Origin of the sequence: Pseudomonas sp. BIGb0278, assembly GCF_024809895.1 — a bacterium.
Lineage (GTDB): Bacteria > Pseudomonadota > Gammaproteobacteria > Pseudomonadales > Pseudomonadaceae > Aquipseudomonas > Aquipseudomonas shirazensis.
Map to the genome: position 1 here is coordinate 336,624 of NZ_JANUEL010000001.1, position 19,933 is coordinate 356,556.

Below are 19,933 nucleotides of genomic sequence, written 5' to 3' on the forward strand. Positions count from 1 at the left end.
CTGCGGTGAACTGATCACCGCAGCCGCTCACTGATCGCGCAAGAACTCATTAGCCTCTGAGCCATCCGCATTGAGCTGGAACACCCGCTCTGGCTGGCCATCAGCGGTGAAAAACACCTGCCCCAGCCCCGCGCTGTTCCACAGCCGCTCGCCGGCCTTGCTGCGGCTCGGCAGGCGTGGTGCGACTTCCATCAGGCGCCGCTTGGTAAACCAGTTCAGGGGCGAGCGCGGCGAATACAGCCAGCGGTTTAGCCGATCAAGCACATCCAGCAAACGCTGCGGAAACTGGTTCTTGATGCCGCTGCTGGTGACCTGCCACAGGTGCGGGTTGTGCTGGCGATGGCGGATCATCACTTCATAGACAAACGAATAATGCACGTCGCCTGACAGCACCACGTAATGCCCCGGGGTGCGCGAGTGGCGGAAGATATTCAGGATGACCTGCGCCGCGCCGCGGTGCGCCATCCAGTTTTCAGCGTCGACCAGCAGCGGATAACCCAGCCAGCTGAACACCCGCTGCACCGCCTCGATCAGCTTGACGCCGAAGATCGGCGCCGGTGACACGATGATCGCCGAAGGGTGGTCAAGCAATGCCTGCTGCAGCTCGCACAGCGCTTCCCAGTCGAGCAGGCCAGAAGGCTTGCTCAGGCTGTTCTCGCTACGCCAGCGCCGGGTGCGGGTGTCCAGCACCAGTAGCGGCGGGGTGGTCGGCAGGCTGAACTGCCAGCCCTGAAAGCGCAGCAGTTCGCCAATCAGTGCATCCTGCGCTTGCTTGGCCAGATGTTGCTCGGCCAGGCTGCAATACTGCTCCAGCAGTGGCGCGCAACCGTCCGGGTCGTTACCCCAGCCCTGGCAGAGCAGGTAGCCGAGCAGGGCATTGCCGATGATCCGCCGCGAGAACGGATGGCCATAAGCGGTCTCCTCCCACTGCGCCGACAGGTTCCAGTCATCGGTGATGTCGTGGTCATCGAAGATCATCAGACACGGCAGATGCGCCATGACCCTAGCGACCTGACCCAGCCCTGCAACAAAGCCCTCGATCAGCGGCAGCTCTTCCTGATAGCGCGCCTGGCGCTTGTCGGTCAGCCCCGCCGGCATGTCCATCTGCACCAGGCTCCAGGGCGTTGGTGACCACACCAGCAGGTACATCGCCATCACCTCGGCGAAGGTCACCAGATGGTTGTCAGCGTTGCTGGAGGAGAAGATCGGCTTGCGCTTGCCGCCAAAGAAGCGCTCACGCAGGGTCTCGTTACCTTCCTGTGCGGGCAGCAGATCGGCGCGGTGGTAATAACAGGCAGGGTGGCCGTAGAGCTCGGCGCTGTCAGCGACCAGCGCACCTTCCAGGCTTTCCTCGAATAACCCCAAACGCTCGATCAAACTGTGAATCGCACGCAGCATCGGCCCGGCGACATCGTCGGCGTAAACCTGGTCGCCGGTCATCATCAGTACCGCAGGCCGCTGCTCCGGATTTGGGTTCGCTTGCAGCAAGCGATCGGCGCAGAGCAGGCCATCCGCCGCCGGGTGATGAGGCTTGCGGCAGGAGCCATGCAGCAGTTGGTCGATGCGCTCACGCAGCACCAGGCTCGGTCGGCTGGCGCCGGGGTAGAGCAGATGCGGCGCCCAGCTGGCAATGCCTTCGCCCGAATCGAGCAGCAAGTCGTATTCGAGGGCCACGTCAAACGGCAGCGCGGTGTCGAAATGGATATCCAGCAGGTGGATAAAAGCCGACCTGCCGATGGGCACGGTCTGGCAATTAATCTGAGCAGTGACACCGGGGTGTTCAAGGACGAAGTCCAGCTGCAGCGGTTGCGATCCAACCAGCCAGATCGCCAGGCGCTGAGGCTCCAGGCGGCGCAGTACCGGGCCAGCGAGGACAAGGGGTAACGATTCAGGGGGGGGCGTCATCGACAACTCAACAGCTCGGTCAAGCCGGGGATTATCTCACAGGCAAAAAAACGGCGGAAAATGCTCGGCATTTCCCGCCTGTTGCTTACGCGCAGATTTGTATCAAGCCTTGTCGGCCATCAACGCTTCCAGCTTCTCCTGATCGCGGGCGAACTGGCGAATACCCTCGGCCAGCTTCTCGGTGGCCATGGCGTCTTCGTTCATCGCCCAGCGGAACTGGCTTTCGTTCAGTTGCTGCTTGGCTTCACCGGCATTGCCAGGCTTGAGGATGCGTGGCAGCTCGCCGTGGTCTTCGCTCAACTGCTGCAGCAGCTCAGGGCTGATGGTCAGTCGGTCGCAGCCGGCCAGATGCTCGATCTGGCCGATATTGCGGAAGCTCGCGCCCATCACCACGGTGTTGTAGCCGTTGGTTTTGTAGTAGTCGTAGATGCGGGTTACCGACTGCACACCCGGATCATCAGCGCCGACATATTCTTTGCCGGTGCTCTTCTTGTACCAGTCGTAGATACGCCCAACGAATGGCGAAATCAGGAATACCCCAGCGTCGGCACAGGCCTGCGCCTGAGCGAAGGAGAACAGCAGGGTCAGGTTGGTCTGGATGCCTTCCTTCTCCAGCTTCTCGGCAGCACGGATACCTTCCCAGGTCGACGCCAGCTTGATCAGCACCCGATCACGGCCAACACCGGCTGCGTCATACAGCGCAATCAGTTGGCGCGCCTTGGCCAGCAGCGCATCTTCGTCAAACGACAAGCGCGCATCGACCTCGGTCGAAATCCGCCCCGGGATGACTTTAAGGATCCCGCTACCTACCGCTACCGAGAACTTGTCACAGGCAAGGCCAACATCGCCTTTGGCATCCGCCTTCACCTGCTTGAGCAAGTCGGCATAGCCAGCAATACCAGCAGCCTTGAGCAATAGCGAAGGGTTGGTGGTGGCATCTTCCGGCTGCAGCCGGGTGATGGCATCCAGATCGCCAGTGTCGGCGACCACGGTGGTGAACTGCTTGAGTTGTTCCAGCTTGGAAGTCATGGCGTGCTCTGTCCTGTGCAATGGCTCGACATTACCCGAGCCCGGAGCAGCGCTCAAGGGGCGTCAGGGCAGGCCGAGCATGCCCCTCGTGAAATAGCGCGAAACCTTGATCAGGCAGGGCCAATTACGAGGGGCGGCGGGTTAGCTCAGGGGACGACGGCGAACCGCAGCCCCAGCGCTGAAGAAAGTGTGCACGTTCGAGTCGTAGCCGTGCTCAGGGTTCCATCCATTCCCGCCCAACGGCTCAACGGCCCTGCAGCAGCTCGGCCGCCTGATCCAGCACCGCCAGCGGTTGGTCGGTCTTGTGGATGTCTGCAGACAGCAACTGCCGGAACCGCCGCGCCCCCGGGAAGCCTTGGCCGAGGCCGAGGATATGCCGAGTGATGTGATGCATCGCACCGCCGCTTTCGATGTGCGCGACGATGTAAGGCCGCAGGCGCGCCATCGCCTCGCTGCGGGTGACTACCGGCGCGGTGCTGCCAAATAACTGTTGGTCGACCTCGGCCAGCAAGTACGGGTTGTGATAGGCCTCGCGGCCGAGCATCACACCATCGAAGGTCTGCAGATGACTGCGGCATTCATCAAGCGTCTTGATGCCGCCGTTGAGGATGATTTCCAGGTCGGGGAAGTCGGTCTTCAGCTGCGCGGCAACGTCATAGCGCAGCGGCGGGATATCGCGGTTTTCCTTGGGCGAGAGGCCCTCGAGAATCGCGATCCGCGCGTGTACGGTAAAGCTCTGGCAGCCGGCGTCACGCACCTGGCCAACGAAGTCGCACAACTCGGCGTAGCTGTCGCGGCCGTTGATGCCGATCCGGTGCTTGACCGTGATCGGCGTCGAAACCGCATCGCGCATTGCCCTGACGCAATCGGCGACCAACGCCGGATGGGCCATCAGGCAGGCGCCGATCATGTTGTTCTGCACCCGGTCGCTTGGGCAGCCGACGTTGAGGTTGACCTCGTCGTAGCCTGCTGCCTGCGCGAGTTTTGCGCAGGCGGCCAAGTCGGTCGGATTGCTGCCGCCGAGTTGCAAGGCGAGCGGGTGCTCGGAGACGTCATGGCGCAGGAAACGGTCGGCGTCGTTATGCAGCAGGGCGCCGGTGGTGACCATTTCGGTGTAGAGCAGGGTGTGCTGGGAGAGCAGGCGCAGGAAGTACCGGCAGTGGCGATCGGTCCAGTCCATCATCGGTGCAACGCTGAAGCGCCGGGACGGTCCAGGAAGCGTGGTTTGTGGGTTTGAGGCTAATTCTAAGGGCATTCTGGTCTACGCATTTTGTACCATTATTCGGGGTTTTTCGGCGTTTTTGGTGCGACGGTGGTACGATGTACCACCGCCAGCCACGCTTGTACCACCGGAAATCATGGCAACGATTAGAGCAAGGAAAAAGGCCGATGGAACGGTTAGCTATACCGTCCAGATCCGCCTCAAGAAAAAGGGTGTCTTAGTCTACCAAGAAGCCCAGACGTTCGCCCGAAAGCAGGCAGCTCAGGCCTGGGCGAAGCGACGAGAGACAGAGTTGGCAGAGCCAGGCGCGATCGAGCGCGCCAACCGTGGTGGGCACGCAGTCAAGGACATGATCGATCGCTACCTGGTGGAAGCCGAGAAAGCCCGGCCGCTGGGTAAGACGAAGCGGCAGACCCTCCTAGCTATCAAGAACAGCTACCTCGGGGAGGTGGTCGACTCCGACATCTCTCAGCAGGTGCTGGTGGACTATGCCCTCTGGCGCATGAGCCCTGAAGGCGGTGGTATCAAACCGCAGACAGCCGGCAATGATCTGGCTCACCTGGGTTCAGTGTTGTCGCTGGCCCGGGCAGCGTGGGAGTACGAGATCAATCCCCAAGCCATGCCTGACGCGCGGTTGGTGCTGAAGCGGCTCGGCTACAACATGAAAAGTCGGGAGCGGGATCGCCGGCCAACTCTTGAAGAGTTGGATAAGGTGCTCGATCACTTCTTCGAGATGCTTGCACGTCGCCCTACTGTGATTCATATGCCCAAGGTCGTGGCGTTTGCCATTTTCTCAACACGCCGCATGGACGAAATCGCCCGCATCATGTGGGAGGATTTGGATGAACACCGCCAGGCGGTGAAAGTGCGGGACATGAAGAATCCTGGGCAGAAGATCGGCAACGATGTGTGGTGCCATCTGCCGGACGAGGCGTGGGCGATTGTGCAAAGCATGCCGCGTCAGTGCAAAGAGATCTTCCCTTACAATACCGACTCGATCGGTACGGCCTGGTCCAGGGCATGCAAGATGGTTGGCGTGAAGGACTTGCATTTTCACGACCTGCGCCACGAAGGTGTTAGTAGGCTGTTTGAAATGGATTGGGATATCCCGCGCGTATCGAGTGTTTCCGGTCATCGTGACTGGAACTCGCTACGGCGGTATACCCACTTGAGGGGGCGTGGCGATCGATATACGAAGTGGAGCTGGTTAGAACGGATCATCCAGGCGTCAGTCACCCTAGGTGCCCGGGTTGAGTAGGTGTTTGGGGAAGCGCAGAATTGAGCGTTACTTGCACTTGTCTTGACGACTCGATTGCACCGGACCTGATTTGTCCAATGGATGGATTGATCGGCACGAAGCGGCCATGATCTGCTCTGCGCGTAACACCGCTTTTGGTCTATCCGACTGGCGGGGTGGCCGCTTCTGACTCATAATTGGTGTTCAGCATCGACTAAATTTGGCCGTTTATTACTTGTGGCGAGAGGCCGAACACCCGAACCCTGACCGGCGACCAAGGAATGAACGGGGCAAGGGCAATAAAGGGAAGTGCGCATATATACATGGATGTAGAAAGGGCCTTGGACAGCCCTTTCTTTTTGTCTACTTCGCGCCTTGGTAGGCCTTATTCAAGGCTGAATAGAGCTGCTCTCTAGCATCGAGAATCTTGGTCCGCCAGGACTCCAGCTCTGCACTGGATGCAAGTGCATTATTCGGGGAGGTGTAGCGATGGTATTCGGAGATAATAGATCCGTAATTCCGCAGTTTCTTCTGTTGATCTACACATCCAATGAGTAGCAATCTGCCCTCACCATTGGTCAAGCCTTTGAATAGGTGGTACACCTCAGATCTCAGACCCGAGATGTGCTTCAACTTTTCCTCCGATGCTTCAACGCCTTTTTCACTATTTCTCGCCACATCTACGATAAACGACCAGTGTTTGAGTAGCGTATGGGTCATCTCTTCAATGCTCAGGGTTACACTCTCGAGAACCGCGACGCTTCTATGAAGGCTGTCTTTCTCGGCGCTTTTGGTATGCGATAACTTGTTGTTCAACAGTGTCGCAATGCCGGTGACTACGGCACCCAAGCCAATTTTTACTGTCGTATCGACTATTTCAATCCATGTTGTCGGCACAGGAAGCCCTTATTGTGGAGGGGGAGTTCAGTTGGGAAAGCTACCGATTCGCAATCATCCTAACATCGGCTGCCTCAGCACAAATGACAAACGCGCTTTAGAGAGCGCCCCTTATTCCTACCTGTCATTCAGACGCTTTCTGCGGCTTGGCCTTCGAGACGTGCACCTTCTTAAGCAACTCCATGATTATTTCTTGCGTATTGATGGGGAAGGGATCAGCACCGACTTTGGAAAAATCTCTACCCGCAAAAATTTTTGACGCGATTGCGATCTTTATTTTGTGTTGCTCTTCGTCAGGGAGAGAAGCCACAAAGGGTGACAGAGCTTTCAAGTCAAGTGACGTCTGCAAGTGCTGGTACTGCTGCTCACGGTGCTTTGCGGACTCCCTTGCCAGATACGCTGCCGGTACGGATAGCAAAAAAGTCAGTGAGATGCGGAATAGGGACTGCTGCCAATCGGTTGAATGTCCCACGAGGGTGTAGACTAAACAACCAGCAATGACCGCCATGCATACCAAGGACCAAAATCGCAGTCGGTCAGCCATCTTTTTTTCTTCAGCAGCGCTCTTTTCGTAGTCGCCGGCGATTGCCCTACCCGAGACGTGCCCCAGTATGCCGTCTATCTCCGTCTTTTTTACCCCAATTTCCCGAAGACCATCCGAATAGGCAGAAGAGATTTTATCTATCTCTCCTTGAGCAGCTCCCTCAAGCTCTTGAAGACGCTTCGCTAAGCTAGTAATCCTCAGTTCGTTCTCATTTAGAAGCTTCTTGACACGCTGATCGTGCTTCTCTTGCTCTTCGATCATCACCTTAAGTCTTGACGCGTCAGCGCTGTCGATGGAACTCGGGAAGAGAGTGAAGCGCTTAAAGCTGGGGCGGAGCTCGCTTTTTTTAAGGGTGTCCAGGTTGAGGGGGCTTTGTTCTACCGCCCTTCGAAGCTCGACCGCTTTGGTCATGATCTTTTGCCCGGCTTCGTGAAAATCCGTGCTGTTTAATTTTAGAGATTGATGTCCTATTGCCTCGCCGTAAATGGCAGCTGTATTTGCGCTGTTAGTGATCGCATCGATGTCGTTAGATGTAAAGGCTGAAGCTAGACTATTCAAATTCGCGAACAAGGATTCAAACGCGACGCGGAGATCTTTATGTACTTTTGTATCTGCTAACAAATTCCTGAAGCTGTCTGCCAGCTTCTCAAGCTCCTCGGCTAGGACACCGATTTTTTGTAGCTCTTCGTTCATCGACAGTCTCTCGTGCTAGGTGCTGGTTGAGCGGATCGAAGGCGTATCCGCAGATCCGCCCCATAATTTTTGGCAGAACGCTACTACAGTTAGTTAGTCTTGGCTACGCCTCGCGGTTTCACTACAACCCCGCGACTCGAAAGGTACGGCGCGGATGGTCGAGCTGCCATACCCCACCAATGACACGCTGCTGCTTACCCGGGCCGCTACCGAAGCAGTTGAGCGGATCTACCGGCCAGAATTCCGGTACAGCAAGGCAGAGGTGCTTCTGCTTGATCTGCGGCAGCCTGGTGAATTCAGTGATGATCTGTTTGCGGTCACGCAGCCGGTGGCCAGCGACCGGCTAATGTCGGTGCTAGACGAGATTAATGGCAAATATGGAAGAGGCACGATGCATACAGCGACTGTCCCCCGCACCCCCGATTGGGGGATGCGCCGGGAAATGATGAGTAGCTCCTACACAACTCGAATTGATCAGCTATGGAAGGTTCGCTGACCTGGTCACTCGATCAAATGGTAGTCGTCCCTCCTACGGGGATGAGGCGTGGCCCCTCGGCAGTTGCCGGCGCGCAGGGGAGGGTGGCCAGGGAAGAACACTAGGCCCTTCGCCTCCAGTGCATGAGCAAGGGCCTGCATCGTGACGCGGCGCAGCTCGGCCCCGTTCTCGATGCTCCTTATCGCGCCTGGTGATACGCCCGAACGAAATGCCAAGGCCTCGACGCTCCATCCCAGCAGGGAGCGCGCTGGAGCGCAGTGGTAGGGTAGAAAGCCAAGCGGCAGTTGCTCCATCAGCCATTCCATGGCCTCGAGCTGTTCGTCATCCAAGACTAATCGAATGGGTTGCGTGTCGATTACGTCTGCAGACATCTGAGAACTCAAATATAGCTGTATGTCTGTACAGTATAATGGTTGAGCCAGTCTTAAGGCAAAGCGTGCGGGCGCCGCCGGTACGGCTGCGAGGGTGTGGGGCACAAACGGGGCAAACCGAGCGCTATTCCATGCCCCTCGATGCCCTTTCAGCGTCTCGCCAGTAGCTACTAAAAAGCGCCCAAGCCCTTTGTATATGGGGCTTGGGCGCTTCATGACGTTAATACCACAGCACAATCGGGGTGTGTGCCAATTGATAATTTGGCGTGTGGAGGTGATCAAATTTACTTTGTTTGAGCACGCCCTATTTCACGGGATTAGTTTCTGCAAGGCACTTTGCGCGCTGGAAGCCGTGGTGCCTTCAAGTGAATTGTGTGAAATGAACTGGAAGTCAGTGGCTTTTAGTAGTCTGTAGGGGTTGGCTGTTAAAGTGATTTCATAGTGGTCAAGTCGTGAGCCAAACTTACCTAAAGCTATCCCTGTCATTGAAGCTGCGCCAGCGGCTTTAAGGAACGCAGCTGCGACCCCAAATGAGAGCCCGTAGGTAGTGCAGTCGTCAATCAGTATTACATCTTTCCCTTTGATGCTCGTCGCATATCTCGGATTGAGATGAAGGGTGGTGATTTGTGAGGTGGGATCTGTGCGGTCACCGCCTTGGCCTCGCGACCTCTTGGGCGAAGCAGAATGTCTGATAAACAGTGGTTCGTCTCGGCTCGCGAAACGTACGCGTGAGACTGTTGTGCGTAGTCTGTGTGTGAAATCGGTGAGTACTTCATTGTTCTTGTTGGCAGGATTGGATGATGGGAATACAGCAAAAAATACTCCCTTCTTTTCCCCGCCCCATTCTTGCAGAAGGGATCTAGAGGTAATTGCCAATAGCGCATTGAGAGGGCCGCCACCTTGTTTCACCGCAGCGGTAACTTTCTGGGAGAATTGGAACTGGGTTGTATCGGCGCCATAGCTTGATAGGTCGGCTAGAGCGCGGACCCCGTACGCAGGTCCAGATCCTGAGAACCACCAGCTACCAGGCCAATTGTCCGTGAGTTCGAAAACCTCCTTAAGTTCGCTGGCATCCGCGACCTGGATTCCGAGCTCTTTGGCCTTGGCGTTATTCGACCAGCCGGCAGCTATAAGAATTGCTTGCCCATTTTTCCCCATCATATAATCTTCATCCGAGGCTGTGAGGCACAGGAAGTTGGATGTAGGGACGTTGTTTTTTTGGGAGATGTCTTTTAGATATTGGCCGCTTTGGCGGCCCATGACTTGCTTGAACTGTACTTTCGATCCATTAAAAGCTTTGCTAAACCAGTCAGGTTCTGACTTGTTGGATACTACGAGTACCGGGTTTTTATTTGCGATATCAATCATCGCGTTGGCGACCGCTTGGTTCACATTTAGGCTTGTGTCTAAGAGAGCGCTTGGTGAGGCGATAAGTACTAGCATCATTTAGTCCCTTGTGATGTGCTGGTGAACTATTGCTTTACAGTAGCTGTTTCTGATCGGGCTTTTTCGGGGTGAATGCAAAGGTAAGTAAGGTCACGATGCTTATTGGTAGCTCGAATGAGAGCGCCCCGTGCTCTTGTTCCGAGAAGGCTAGTTCGGGCCTTGCATGATAGGTTTGGGGGAGAAAAATGTTCGCAATGTTTTTGTTGTATTTTTTTGCGAAGCCTACAGTGTGGGCTGTCCCGCTTTTGATTTTCCATTCTACTGGAACAAGCGTGTCGCAAAGCGCAGCCTGAATTCGATTTCTTCTGACAAAGTTTTCAGGGCTTGAGCGTTGATATGGTAAGTATTCGCTGACTACGCAGCCGCCGGCTTGGATTATTCGGTGACGGATTATTTCAGATCCTTTCGGGTAGTCGAGAAAAATTCCAGTGCCAAGTACTGCTGCAGTTTTGATTCCATATCGGATTGATTCAGTGTGCGCGAGTTGATCGATTCCCGCAGCTAAGCCGCTTATGGTGGTAATATTGCTTTCGCTCAGCGCGGAAACAAGCATCCTCGTAAGGAATGCGCCGTCTTCACTAGCATCTCTTGTTCCAACAATGGCAATAGAGTAATCGTAGAGGCAATGAGGGTTTCCTTGGATGAAGATCCACTCAGGGGAGTCTTTTGTTTCTCTGAGTTTAAGAGGGAACCCGTCCTCATCTTTGAAGACAAGGATTGTTGCAGATTCTTTAAGCTTTCGTGCAAGCTCTAGGCCCTTCTGCCAAAGGGTTTCTTGAAGTGATTCGAGCTCTTGAGCTTGTGGATCTTTAGAAGAAGCAGAAGCTACAGTCTGAATGAACTCAGCGCTAGGATTTCTGAGAGCATCATTAAAGCTTTGGCCGCTGGACGCGATTTTATGAAGCGACCAGAAGTTAATTCCTTCAATGGAACTTAAAGCCAAGAAGGCAATTTTTTCATTACGCCAGTATTTACGCTGTTCTGGGGAGGTCAGATTTTTATCCATAAATCTCAAGTCCTTAGTAGCTGGCGCATGGTGAGAAATGCCAATAGCCGTACGAACTCTAACAGGTGGTAGGGGTGGCAGCTAGCTTGGGAAAGGTTGACTGATTGGGTGGGCTTTTGAGGGCTACTGACGGCGGCGTATCTTGCAGACGCGAATATGGCTGGCCTTAGCATTGAGGGTGCCGCTACACGATAGGTACAAAATTGGTACTAGCCTTCAAGCTTTGCCGTTAACCCGCCTGTTTCCGGGGTACATAAGGAAGCCATGCCCAATCCATCATCGGTGCAACGCTGAAGCGCCGGGACGGTCCAGGAAGCGTGGTTTGTGGGTTTGAGGCTGATTCTAGGGGCATTCTGGTCTACGCATGTCCGTACCATTTCTACGAGTAGGCGCCTTGTTATGACAGCGGAGAAAGCCGTTCCACTGCTGGGCGCGCCGGCTCCGTCGAGATGGCAACAATGAGAGCAAGTAATAAGGCTGACGGATCGGTTAGCTGCACCGCCCTTACCAGCCTGAAAGGATGCCGTAGTCTACCAAGAAGCCCGCAGTTTCGCCCGTGATCACCCTGATAGGGCGTGCATGAGGCGACTAGAGGTGAAGTGATTACGAAAAATGGCATGTGCGCCCTTGGCAGTTCAAAGGGCAGGAGCAAGCATCCGATCGGATGGGTGCCATATGACTTACATCAGCCGTTTATGGCGGGAAAAACGAGCGGGGATTGATGGCAACCCACGCGGGCTGCCATCTGTGCGTACCTTATTTCCCTTCAATCGCCGCAGCGATAGCGTCATTGAAGGCTGGAATGTCCTTCGGCGTCCGCGAAGTAATCAAGGTCCAGCCATTGGCCTCGCACTGTTTCACCTCCGCATCGACCCAACCTTCAGCCCCAGCATTTTCAAGGTCAAGCCTAACGCTAGGGTACGAGGTGAGGGTCTTGCCCGGAATAACCCCGGCATTGATCAACACCCAAGGGCCATGGCAGATCGCAGCGATCACCTTGCCCGCATCGGCGAACTCCTTCACCAGGCGCTGAGCGTTCTCGTCCAATCGCAGCGTATCGGCATTGACCGTGCCGCCTGGAATCACAAGCGCATCGAAGTCTGCCGCCTTGAGCCCAGCCAGAGCGGTCTGGGACTCGACGGTGCGATCCTTCTCGGTGTCGCCAACGAACGTCTGCGTTGTGCCGCCCTCGCTCGACCCGTGGGTGACTTCCGCACCCTGAGCCTTCAGCGCTTCCAGCGGTTTGACCAGCTCATCGCGTTCGATGCCGGTGTTTGCGGTGATGAACAGTACCTTCTTGCCTGCCAGTTGATTACTCATGGTGGTCTCTCGGTCCTCTCGATCAAGGTGGTGGAAATGGTTCGGTCGGTGCTTTTCCCCGACGCGTAAAAATGGGAGGGCAGGGCGGTTTCGAAAGTTCAGCTGGATTCGCTCGGGTGTTGGGTACGCCTACCTAAGTTAAGGTCTCTGCATTTATCTGACTTTTTGTTTGGCTTGAGATCGCTGGGGCCGCTGCGCAGCCCTTTCGCGACACAAGGCCGCTCCTACAGGGTGGCGTGCAGCCTGATTTTGATCAGTAGGCGAAATTTACTGCACGGCGCCGTCTGTGTAGGAGCGGCCTTGTGTCGCGAAAGGGGCGCATAGCGCCCCCGACGACCTCACGACAAGTGCACTTTCAGAACACTTCAAAAGGGATGGCTCTACAGGCGGGCTGGACCAAACCGCAGTAATGTACGATGGATTTCGTATGTATACGGGCGTCGCGACGTGCCATTCAGCGACGGCCAAGGCCAGGCGCGAGATATTCTTGTGGGCGTCTGCAGCGGCTGCGAAACCGTGGTGGCGATTCCGCCGCAGTCCACGCCGGCGCAAGCTTGTGTATCTCGCGGTTTGATTCAATCTCAGCTCGGTCGATATGACGGGTGTCTTATTTTGTTTCATATCGGCCCTACGTCCTACGTGAATTAATCAGATTTTCGCTCTTCCCTGTAGTCCATTTCCGAATCATCCTATTACCGCTTTTTCGCCATTGCAGTGGTATCTCCAACCTCCTAGTCTCGCCCTGTCGCTGCGAAATCAGCGAACGGGTCTGCAAACCCGAGCCAGAGAGGAAGGAGTCACCACCAGGCTGTCTGCATGAATTCATGCTGGCGGTTGCGCTTTATGGTGGCTGCGTATGGGAGGTTTTCGGACCTACCGGGTTTCCTTCTTCTGCCCCGGCTTTGCAGCCTGTACGTAGCCGCCACCCATCCTCTGCAAAGGACAGGTGTCTGGCTTTCCCCACGCAGGAGAAGTCGACATGATCAAGATCGTCCCCGACCCACCCCATCCCAACTCCCTCCACGCCCTCGAAGACACCCTGATCCAAGCCGCAGATTACGTCCTGTGCGCACTGACGGTGGCCCATCAATCTGCCTTGCTCCTGCCGCGCACGCCCGGCTCGATCATGATGCTGACCATCATGCATGAGCTCGAAACCGCCCGAGCTTTGGTGGATACGGCTCTCACGCAGGTACAGCGCTTCGATGAGCCGACCAAGCCGACGTTGCACTGAATCAGCCAAGCCGGAGGACTGCACATGGACAAAGAACCGCTAGACCGCATCGGCAGGCTGGGCCTGACAGTCGGCACAGCGACTTGCCTGGAAGGCGCCATTATGGGCAAGCGGCTGTTTCGGGTAGAAGCGGGTAACTGTTGTGATCACGCCTTGGCGCAGGCATCGGTGTTGATGGATAGCGCCCGTAAGGCCTCGTTTATTGGCGTCATGGACAATGAGCCTGCACTGGTTTGGGCCTCTCATTTTCTTGGTGAAATGGCTAAAGCGCTGATGGATGATGCGCATATGGGCATTAACAGAAACTCTTGAAGGGAACCCTTCAAGGTATTTGTCGGGCAGAAATTTTGGGGGCGCTGTGCGCCCCTTTCGCGACACAAGGCCGCTCCTACAGTGACCGAGTAGCGCTATCGGTCATCGCGTCGGTTTCAGGATACGTCTGGTCGCTGGCGCACATCCCTGTACTGGCAGGAGTGCCATGCTGTCAGGATGCCCTCGACGCCAGTGCACGTAGATGCGCGGCCGTGGGCAAGGAGGTGTCCGGCGACCACGCAACCGTGACGTGGCCGGTGCGCCGCAGCAGAACACGTCGGGCGCAGGTATTGCCTGCGCTCGCGACGCCGAGGTCCGCTGTATGCCTGATGAGACGCTTGACCTGCCCGTGATCCAGCGTGTGCTGGATCACCACCGTGACACCCCCGGCGCGCTGTTGCCGATCCTGCATGCGATCCAGGCCGGCGTTGGGTATATCCCCGATGCCGCCGTGCCGGATATCGCCCATGCACTTAACCTCAGCCAGGCTGAGGTGCGCGGGGTGATCACCTTCTACCATGACTTCCGTACCGCGCCGCCAGCGCGGCATATCCTGCGCCTGTGCCGGGCCGAATCCTGCAAGAGCCGTGGCGCCGAGACGCTGGCGGCGCAGCTGCGCGAGCAGTTGGGGCTGGATGATCACGGCACCAGTGCCGACGGCGCGGTAAGCCTGCGGCCGGTGTATTGCCTGGGGGCCTGCGCCTGTTCGCCAGCGCTGGAACTGGATGGCCAGGTGCATGCGCGGCTGACGCCGGAGCGCTTGAGCGCACTGGTCAGCGGCTGCCTGCAGGAGGTGAAGCCATGCTGAAGCTCTTTGTTCCCTGCGACTCGGTGGCGCGTGCAGTGGGCGCCGATCAACTGGCCGACGCGCTCAGCGCCGAGGCGCAACGGCGGCAGGTCGAGGTACAGATTCAGCGCACCAGCTCGCGCGGGCTGTACTGGCTGGAACCGTTGCTTGAAGTGGAAACCGCTGAGGGCCGGCAGGGCTTTGGGCCGGTGGCTGCCGAAGATGTCGCGGGCCTGTTCGAGGCGTTGACGGCGGCGCCGGCTGAGCATCCGCTGGCGCTGGGCCTGGTCGAGGAGATCCCGTATCTGAGCAGTCAGCAGCGTTTGCTGTTCGCCCGTGCCGGCATCACCCGGCCGCTGTCGCTGGACGATTACCGCAACCACGGCGGCTTCGAAGGCCTGGCCAAGGCTGCGTTGCTGGAGCAGGCAGAGGTGGTCGCGGCAGTGCTCGATTCGGGCCTGCGCGGGCGGGGCGGCGCGGCGTTTCCGGCGGGGATCAAATGGCGCACGGTGCGCGATGCTCCGGCGGTGCAGAAGTACGTGGTATGCAACGCCGACGAGGGCGACTCGGGGACGTTTGCCGACCGCATGCTGATGGAGGGCGATCCGTTTCTGCTGATCGAAGGCATGATCATTGCCGGCCTGGCGGTGGGTGCCAGCAAGGGCTACATCTACGTGCGTTCGGAATATCCGGATGCGGTCCACGCGCTCAACGAGGCGGTGTTGTTGGCCCGTGAGGCGGGCTATCTGGATACCACCGGCAGCGGTGTGGCGTTCGACCTGGAGGTGCGGGTCGGCGCTGGCGCGTATATCTGCGGTGAAGAAACCGCTCTGCTCGAATCTCTCGAGGGCAAGCGCGGCATCGTCCGCGCCAAGCCGCCACTGCCGGCGCTCGAAGGCCTGTTCGGCCAGCCGACGCTGGTGCACAACGTGCTCACCCTGGCCTCGGTGCCGATCATCATGGCCAAGGGCGCGCAGTTCTATCGCGACTTCGGCATGGGCCGTTCGCTGGGCACCTTGCCGTTCCAGCTGGCGGGCAACGTGCGCTATGGCGGTTTGGTCGAACGTGCATTTGGCTTGACCTTGCGCGAGCTGGTCGAAGGCTACGGCGGTGGCACTGCCAGCGGGCGTCCGCTGAAAGCCGCTCAGGTCGGCGGCCCATTGGGCGCTTGGGTGCCGCCGAGCCAGTTCGATACGCCGCTGGACTACGAAGCGTTCGCCGCGCTTGGCGCGATGATCGGCCACGGCGGTGTGGTCGTCGCCGATGACACCCTGAACATGGCCAACATGGCGCGCTTTGCCTTGCAGTTCTGCGCTGAAGAATCCTGCGGCAAGTGCACCCCGTGCCGGATCGGCTCGACCCGTGGCATGGAGGTGGTCGACCGCTTGATCGCCAGCAGCGACCCGGCCTACCGCGCCGACCAGGCCAACCTGCTGCACGACCTGTGCGACACCATGCAATACGGCTCGCTATGCGCCATGGGCGGGATGACTTCATACCCCGTGGCCAGCGCCCTCAAGCACTTCCCTGCCGACTTCGGTCTGGCCAGCCCGGAGGCCGCCCAATGATCAATTATTTCGACCCTGCCAGTGATGCCGACCTCGGCACCCCCGCGCGTGAAAGCCAGGTGCAGGTCAGCCTGAATATCGACGGCCGCGCCATCAGCGTGCCCGCTGGCACCTCAGTGATGCGCGCCGCCGCGTTGCTCGGCACCAACATCCCCAAACTGTGTGCCACCGATACCCTCGAAGCCTTTGGCTCGTGCCGCATGTGCATGGTCGAAGTCGACGGCATGCGCGGTTACCCGGCGTCGTGCACCACACCGGTCACCGAGGGCATGGTGGTGCGCACGCAGACGCCACGCCTGGCCGACCTGCGCCGCAATGTGATGGAGCTGTACATCTCTGACCACCCGCTGGACTGCCTGACCTGCTCGGCCAACGGCAACTGCGAGTTGCAGACCGTGGCCGGCCAGGTTGGCCTGCGTGAGGTGCGTTATGGCTACGAAGGCGCCAACCACCTTGCCGACGCCAAGGACCTGTCCAACCCATATTTCAATTACGAACCGAGCAAGTGCATTGTCTGCAGCCGTTGTGTGCGCGCTTGTGAAGACATTCAGGGCACCTTTGCTCTGACCATCACCGGTCGCGGTTTCGACTCGCGAGTAGCGGCGGCTGGCGGTAGCGACTTCCTCACCTCCGAGTGCGTGTCGTGCGGCGCCTGCGTGCAGGCCTGCCCAACCGCAACCCTGACTGAAAAAAGCCTGGTCGAACTGGGCCAGCCAGAACGTGCTGTGATCACCACCTGCGCCTATTGCGGCGTGGGCTGCTCGTTCCGCGCCGAGATGAAAGGCGACCAGCTGGTGCGCATGGTCCCGGACAAGAACGGCGGCGCCAACCACGGCCATGCCTGTGTCAAAGGCCGCTTCGCCTGGGGTTACGCGACCCACCCGGACCGCATCACCAAACCAATGATTCGCAAGCACATCGACGACCCGTGGCAAGAGGTCAGCTGGGACGAGGCGGTCACCTACGCAGCCAGCGAGCTACGCCGCATTCAGCTCAAGTACGGGCGCGACTCGATCGGCGGCATCACCTCCAGCCGCTGCACCAACGAAGAAGCCTATCTGGTGCAGAAACTGGTGCGCACGGCGTTTGGCAACAACAACGTCGACACCTGTGCACGGGTCTGCCATTCGCCGACCGGTTATGGCCTCAAGCAGACCTTGGGCGAATCCGCTGGCACCCAGAGCTTTGACTCGGTGATGCAGGCCGACGTGATCCTGGTGATCGGTGCCAACCCAACCGACGCGCACCCGGTGTTCGGCTCGCAGCTCAAACGCCGCCTGCGTGAAGGCGCCAAACTAATCGTCATCGACCCTCGGCGGATCGATCTGGTCGACTCGCCGCATGCCCGCGCCGAGCTGCACCTGCAACTGCGCCCCGGCACCAACGTGGCCATGCTCAACGCACTTGCCCATGTGATCGTTACCGAAGGGCTACTTGATCAGGGCTTTATCGATGCCCGCTGTGAAGGGCCGGAGTTCGCTCGCTGGCGCGATTTCGTCAGCCTGCCGGAGAACTCCCCCGAAGCCCTTGGCCCGACCTGTGGCGTACCGGCCGAGCAGATCCGTGCGGCAGCCCGGCTGTATGCCGGCGCTGGCAACGCGGCCATCTACTACGGCCTCGGCGTGACCGAGCACAGCCAAGGCAGCACCGCAGTGATGGGCATCGCCAACCTGGCTATGGCTACTGGCAACATCGGCCGTGAAGGGGTAGGGGTGAACCCGCTGCGTGGGCAGAACAACGTCCAGGGCTCGTGTGACATGGGCTCGTTCCCGCATGAGCTGCCGGGTTATCGGCACATCTCCAACGCCACCGTGCGTGCCGAGTTCGAGCAGGCCTGGGGTGTGACCCTGCAGCCTGACCCAGGTCTGCGCATCCCCAACATGTTCGAGGCGGCGCTGGATGGCAGCTTCAAGGCGCTGTACTGCCAGGGCGAAGACATCGCCCAGAGCGATCCCAACACCCAGCACGTGACGGCCGCGCTGCGGGCGATGGAATGCGTGGTGGTGCAGGATATCTTCCTCAACGAGACGGCCAAGTTTGCCCATGTATTCCTGCCGGGCAGCTCGTTCCTTGAAAAGGACGGCACCTTCACCAACGCCGAACGGCGTATTTCGCGGGTGCGCAAGGTCATGCAGCCGTTGGCCGGCAAGGCTGACTGGGAAGGCACCATGGCCCTGGCCAACGCCCTCGGCTACCCGATGAACTACCGTCATCCGTCAGAGATCATGGACGAGATCGCCCGGCTGACACCGAGCTTCCACAGCGTCAGCTACAGCGAGCTGGAGCGTCACGGTAGCCTGCAATGGCCGTGCAACGAAGCCGCGCCAGACGGCACGCCGACCATGCACATCGACCAGTTCGTGCGCGGCAAGGGCCGCTTCATGCTGACTGGCTACGTGCCCACCGACGAGAAGGTCAACAGCCGTTATCCGCTGCTGCTGACCACTGGCCGCATCCTCAGCCAGTACAACGTCGGCGCGCAGACACGGCGTACCGAAAACGTCGCCTGGCATGCCCAGGATCGGCTTGAGATTCACCCAAGCGACGCCGAAAGCCGCGGCATTGTCGAAGGCGATTGGGTCGGTATTGGCAGCCGCGCCGGGCAGACGGTGCTGCGTGCTCAGGTCAGTACTCGGGTTGCGCCGGGAGTGGTGTACACCACTTTCCACTTCCCCGAGTCGGGCGCCAACGTCATCACCACCGACAACTCCGACTGGGCCACCAACTGCCCCGAGTACAAGGTTACGGCGGTAGAAGTGGTGCGTGTATCGCAGCCGTCGCAATGGCAGCAGCGTTATCAGGCGTTCAGTGACGAACAACGGCGCCTGCTGCAGGAGCGGCGCAACAGCGAGCAACAGGAAACTGCCGAGGTACGCCGATGAGTGTCGACAGCCTGGTCAAGATGGCCAACCAGATCGCCCACTACTTTGACAGCGAGCCCAACCGGACGCTGGCGGTGCAGGGGGTACGCCAGCATATTCACAGCTTCTGGACCCCGCTGATGCGCAAACAGATCGTCGAGTGGATGCAGGCACATCCCGACGAAGGCGTGGACGATCTGGTGCGTGAGGCCCTCGCGGAGGGTTGACCAGAGGAGGCAGGCAGCGGCGTCCAGCCGCTGCCTTCTGCCTAGAACAGCGTTCCTTGCACTGTTTCCAGCACCAGCAACTGGGCACCTTCATTGCGCATGTTGCCTACGTCTTTGCTGACCGCAAACCACTCGAAATCAGCCACCGGCAAGCACTGCTCACGGGCCAGCCGTTCAGCCTGCTCGGCGGGTAGTTGCGGGTCGAGCCAGGCCCGTGCCTGTTCCGGCGCCAGCACCAATGGGCGGCGGTCGTGGATATCGAGCATGCCCTCATCACTGGCCGCGGTGATGATCACGAAGCCATCGCCCTCGTTCGGCTCAAGCCCGGCTTGCACCTGCGCCAACGCTGCCATGAAAATAGGCGCCCGGCTTTTCAAACGGATGAAATACGGCTGCTTGCGCTTGGGGTCGGCCGGGTCGACCACCCATTCATACCAACCATCGGCCATCACCAGTGCCCGGCCTTGCGGCCACAGCGGTTGAAAGAACTTGCCGGTAGTCACCGTCTCGACCCGTGCATTGATCGGCGCTGGGCGTTTGCCGGTGGCCCAGAACGGCGCCCAGCCCCAATGACACGGGTCGATGCGCAGGCCGTCGGCGGCGTTGTGCAGGATCAGTACACGGCTGCCCGGGGCGACGTTGTAGCGGTCGATCGGCACGTTGTCGTAGCCACTGATGACATCCTGCTCGGCGTCCAGCTCACGCAGATAATCGGCCAGGCCTTGCGACTGAACAAAGCGTCCGCACATTGCAGGTCTCCCACTTGTCGAAATTTCCT

The 19,933-nt window shown here is 58.7% G+C and carries 17 protein-coding genes and 1 pseudogene; 8 read left to right on the forward strand and 10 right to left on the reverse strand.

What is annotated here, in order from left to right; all coding sequences use genetic code 11:
- Positions 1–27: 27 nt before the first annotated feature.
- The 3 genes from M2396_RS01520 to dusA form a co-directional block, all read right to left on the reverse strand.
- The gene (locus tag M2396_RS01520; protein WP_259072459.1) at positions 28–1,905 is read right to left on the reverse strand and encodes an alkaline phosphatase D family protein; all 1,878 of its coding nucleotides are present in this window, start codon (positions 1,903–1,905) and stop codon (positions 28–30) included.
- Positions 1,906–2,007: 102 nt separating this feature from the next.
- Positions 2,008–2,934 (reverse strand): transaldolase, encoded by a 927-nt coding sequence (gene tal / locus M2396_RS01525; RefSeq protein WP_101321150.1) that lies wholly within the window; start codon positions 2,932–2,934, stop codon positions 2,008–2,010.
- Between the two features lie 244 nt (positions 2,935–3,178).
- Entirely contained in the window at positions 3,179–4,189 is a 1,011-nt protein-coding gene (gene dusA, locus M2396_RS01530; RefSeq protein ID WP_259072461.1) for a tRNA dihydrouridine(20/20a) synthase DusA, read from the reverse strand.
- A gap of 103 nt (positions 4,190–4,292) precedes the next feature.
- On the opposite strand from dusA, the gene M2396_RS01535 reads away from it, so the two are divergent.
- Positions 4,293–5,414 carry a site-specific integrase gene (locus M2396_RS01535; protein WP_259072463.1) on the forward strand — a complete coding sequence of 374 codons (1,122 nt, stop codon included), beginning with the start codon at positions 4,293–4,295 and terminating at the stop codon, positions 5,412–5,414.
- Positions 5,415–5,756: 342 nt separating this feature from the next.
- On the opposite strand, the gene M2396_RS01540 is transcribed toward M2396_RS01535, so the two are convergent.
- Together M2396_RS01540 and M2396_RS01545 are read right to left on the reverse strand one after the other, a co-directional pair.
- Positions 5,757–6,290, reverse strand: coding sequence for a hypothetical protein (locus tag M2396_RS01540; RefSeq protein ID WP_259072464.1), 534 nt, complete (start codon positions 6,288–6,290; stop codon positions 5,757–5,759).
- Between the two features lie 124 nt (positions 6,291–6,414).
- On the reverse strand, positions 6,415–7,527 hold the full coding sequence (locus M2396_RS01545) for a hypothetical protein (RefSeq protein ID WP_259072466.1): 1,113 nt from the start codon (positions 7,525–7,527) through the stop codon (positions 6,415–6,417).
- A 127-nt stretch (positions 7,528–7,654) separates the two neighbouring features.
- Here M2396_RS01545 and M2396_RS01550 point away from each other — a divergent pair.
- A pseudogene (locus tag M2396_RS01550) lies at positions 7,655–8,023 on the forward strand (DUF4113 domain-containing protein); the annotation flags it as partial.
- A gap of 5 nt (positions 8,024–8,028) precedes the next feature.
- Here M2396_RS01550 and M2396_RS01555 read toward each other — a convergent pair.
- The 4 genes from M2396_RS01555 to M2396_RS01570 all read right to left on the reverse strand — a co-directional run bounded on the left by M2396_RS01555 (position 8,029) and on the right by M2396_RS01570 (position 12,166).
- A complete protein-coding gene (locus M2396_RS01555; protein WP_259072467.1) occupies positions 8,029–8,394 on the reverse strand; it encodes a helix-turn-helix transcriptional regulator in 366 nt (121 codons plus the stop codon).
- A 309-nt stretch (positions 8,395–8,703) separates the two neighbouring features.
- A complete protein-coding gene (locus tag M2396_RS01560; RefSeq protein ID WP_259072470.1) occupies positions 8,704–9,837 on the reverse strand; it encodes a hypothetical protein in 1,134 nt (377 codons plus the stop codon).
- Positions 9,838–9,874: 37 nt separating this feature from the next.
- Positions 9,875–10,846: a DNA-processing protein DprA gene (locus M2396_RS01565; RefSeq protein WP_259072471.1), complete on the reverse strand. Its 972-nt coding sequence runs from the start codon at positions 10,844–10,846 to the stop codon at positions 9,875–9,877.
- Positions 10,847–11,602: 756 nt separating this feature from the next.
- Positions 11,603–12,166, reverse strand: coding sequence for a type 1 glutamine amidotransferase domain-containing protein (locus tag M2396_RS01570; protein WP_150570753.1), 564 nt, complete (start codon positions 12,164–12,166; stop codon positions 11,603–11,605).
- A 979-nt stretch (positions 12,167–13,145) separates the two neighbouring features.
- On the opposite strand from M2396_RS01570, the gene M2396_RS01575 reads away from it, so the two are divergent.
- The 6 genes from M2396_RS01575 to M2396_RS01600 all read left to right on the forward strand — a co-directional run bounded on the left by M2396_RS01575 (position 13,146) and on the right by M2396_RS01600 (position 19,155).
- On the forward strand, positions 13,146–13,400 hold the full coding sequence (locus tag M2396_RS01575) for a hypothetical protein (protein ID WP_101321129.1): 255 nt from the start codon (positions 13,146–13,148) through the stop codon (positions 13,398–13,400).
- Positions 13,401–13,424: 24 nt separating this feature from the next.
- The gene (locus M2396_RS01580) at positions 13,425–13,712 is read left to right on the forward strand and encodes a DUF3077 domain-containing protein (RefSeq protein WP_188036408.1); all 288 of its coding nucleotides are present in this window, start codon (positions 13,425–13,427) and stop codon (positions 13,710–13,712) included.
- Between the two features lie 322 nt (positions 13,713–14,034).
- On the forward strand, positions 14,035–14,520 hold the full coding sequence (locus M2396_RS01585) for a formate dehydrogenase subunit gamma (protein ID WP_181108103.1): 486 nt from the start codon (positions 14,035–14,037) through the stop codon (positions 14,518–14,520).
- On the forward strand, positions 14,514–16,067 hold the full coding sequence (locus M2396_RS01590) for an NADH-quinone oxidoreductase subunit NuoF (RefSeq protein WP_259072472.1): 1,554 nt from the start codon (positions 14,514–14,516) through the stop codon (positions 16,065–16,067). Before M2396_RS01585 ends, M2396_RS01590 begins: the two co-directional genes overlap by 7 nt.
- On the forward strand, positions 16,064–18,949 hold the full coding sequence (fdhF, locus tag M2396_RS01595; protein WP_150570757.1) for a formate dehydrogenase subunit alpha: 2,886 nt from the start codon (positions 16,064–16,066) through the stop codon (positions 18,947–18,949). Before M2396_RS01590 ends, fdhF begins: the two co-directional genes overlap by 4 nt.
- Positions 18,946–19,155: a formate dehydrogenase subunit delta gene (locus tag M2396_RS01600; protein WP_101321121.1), complete on the forward strand. Its 210-nt coding sequence runs from the start codon at positions 18,946–18,948 to the stop codon at positions 19,153–19,155. Before fdhF ends, M2396_RS01600 begins: the two co-directional genes overlap by 4 nt.
- Positions 19,156–19,196: 41 nt before the next feature.
- On the opposite strand, the gene M2396_RS01605 is transcribed toward M2396_RS01600, so the two are convergent.
- A complete protein-coding gene (locus tag M2396_RS01605) occupies positions 19,197–19,904 on the reverse strand; it encodes an SOS response-associated peptidase family protein (protein WP_150570758.1) in 708 nt (235 codons plus the stop codon).
- Positions 19,905–19,933: the final 29 nt, after the last annotated feature.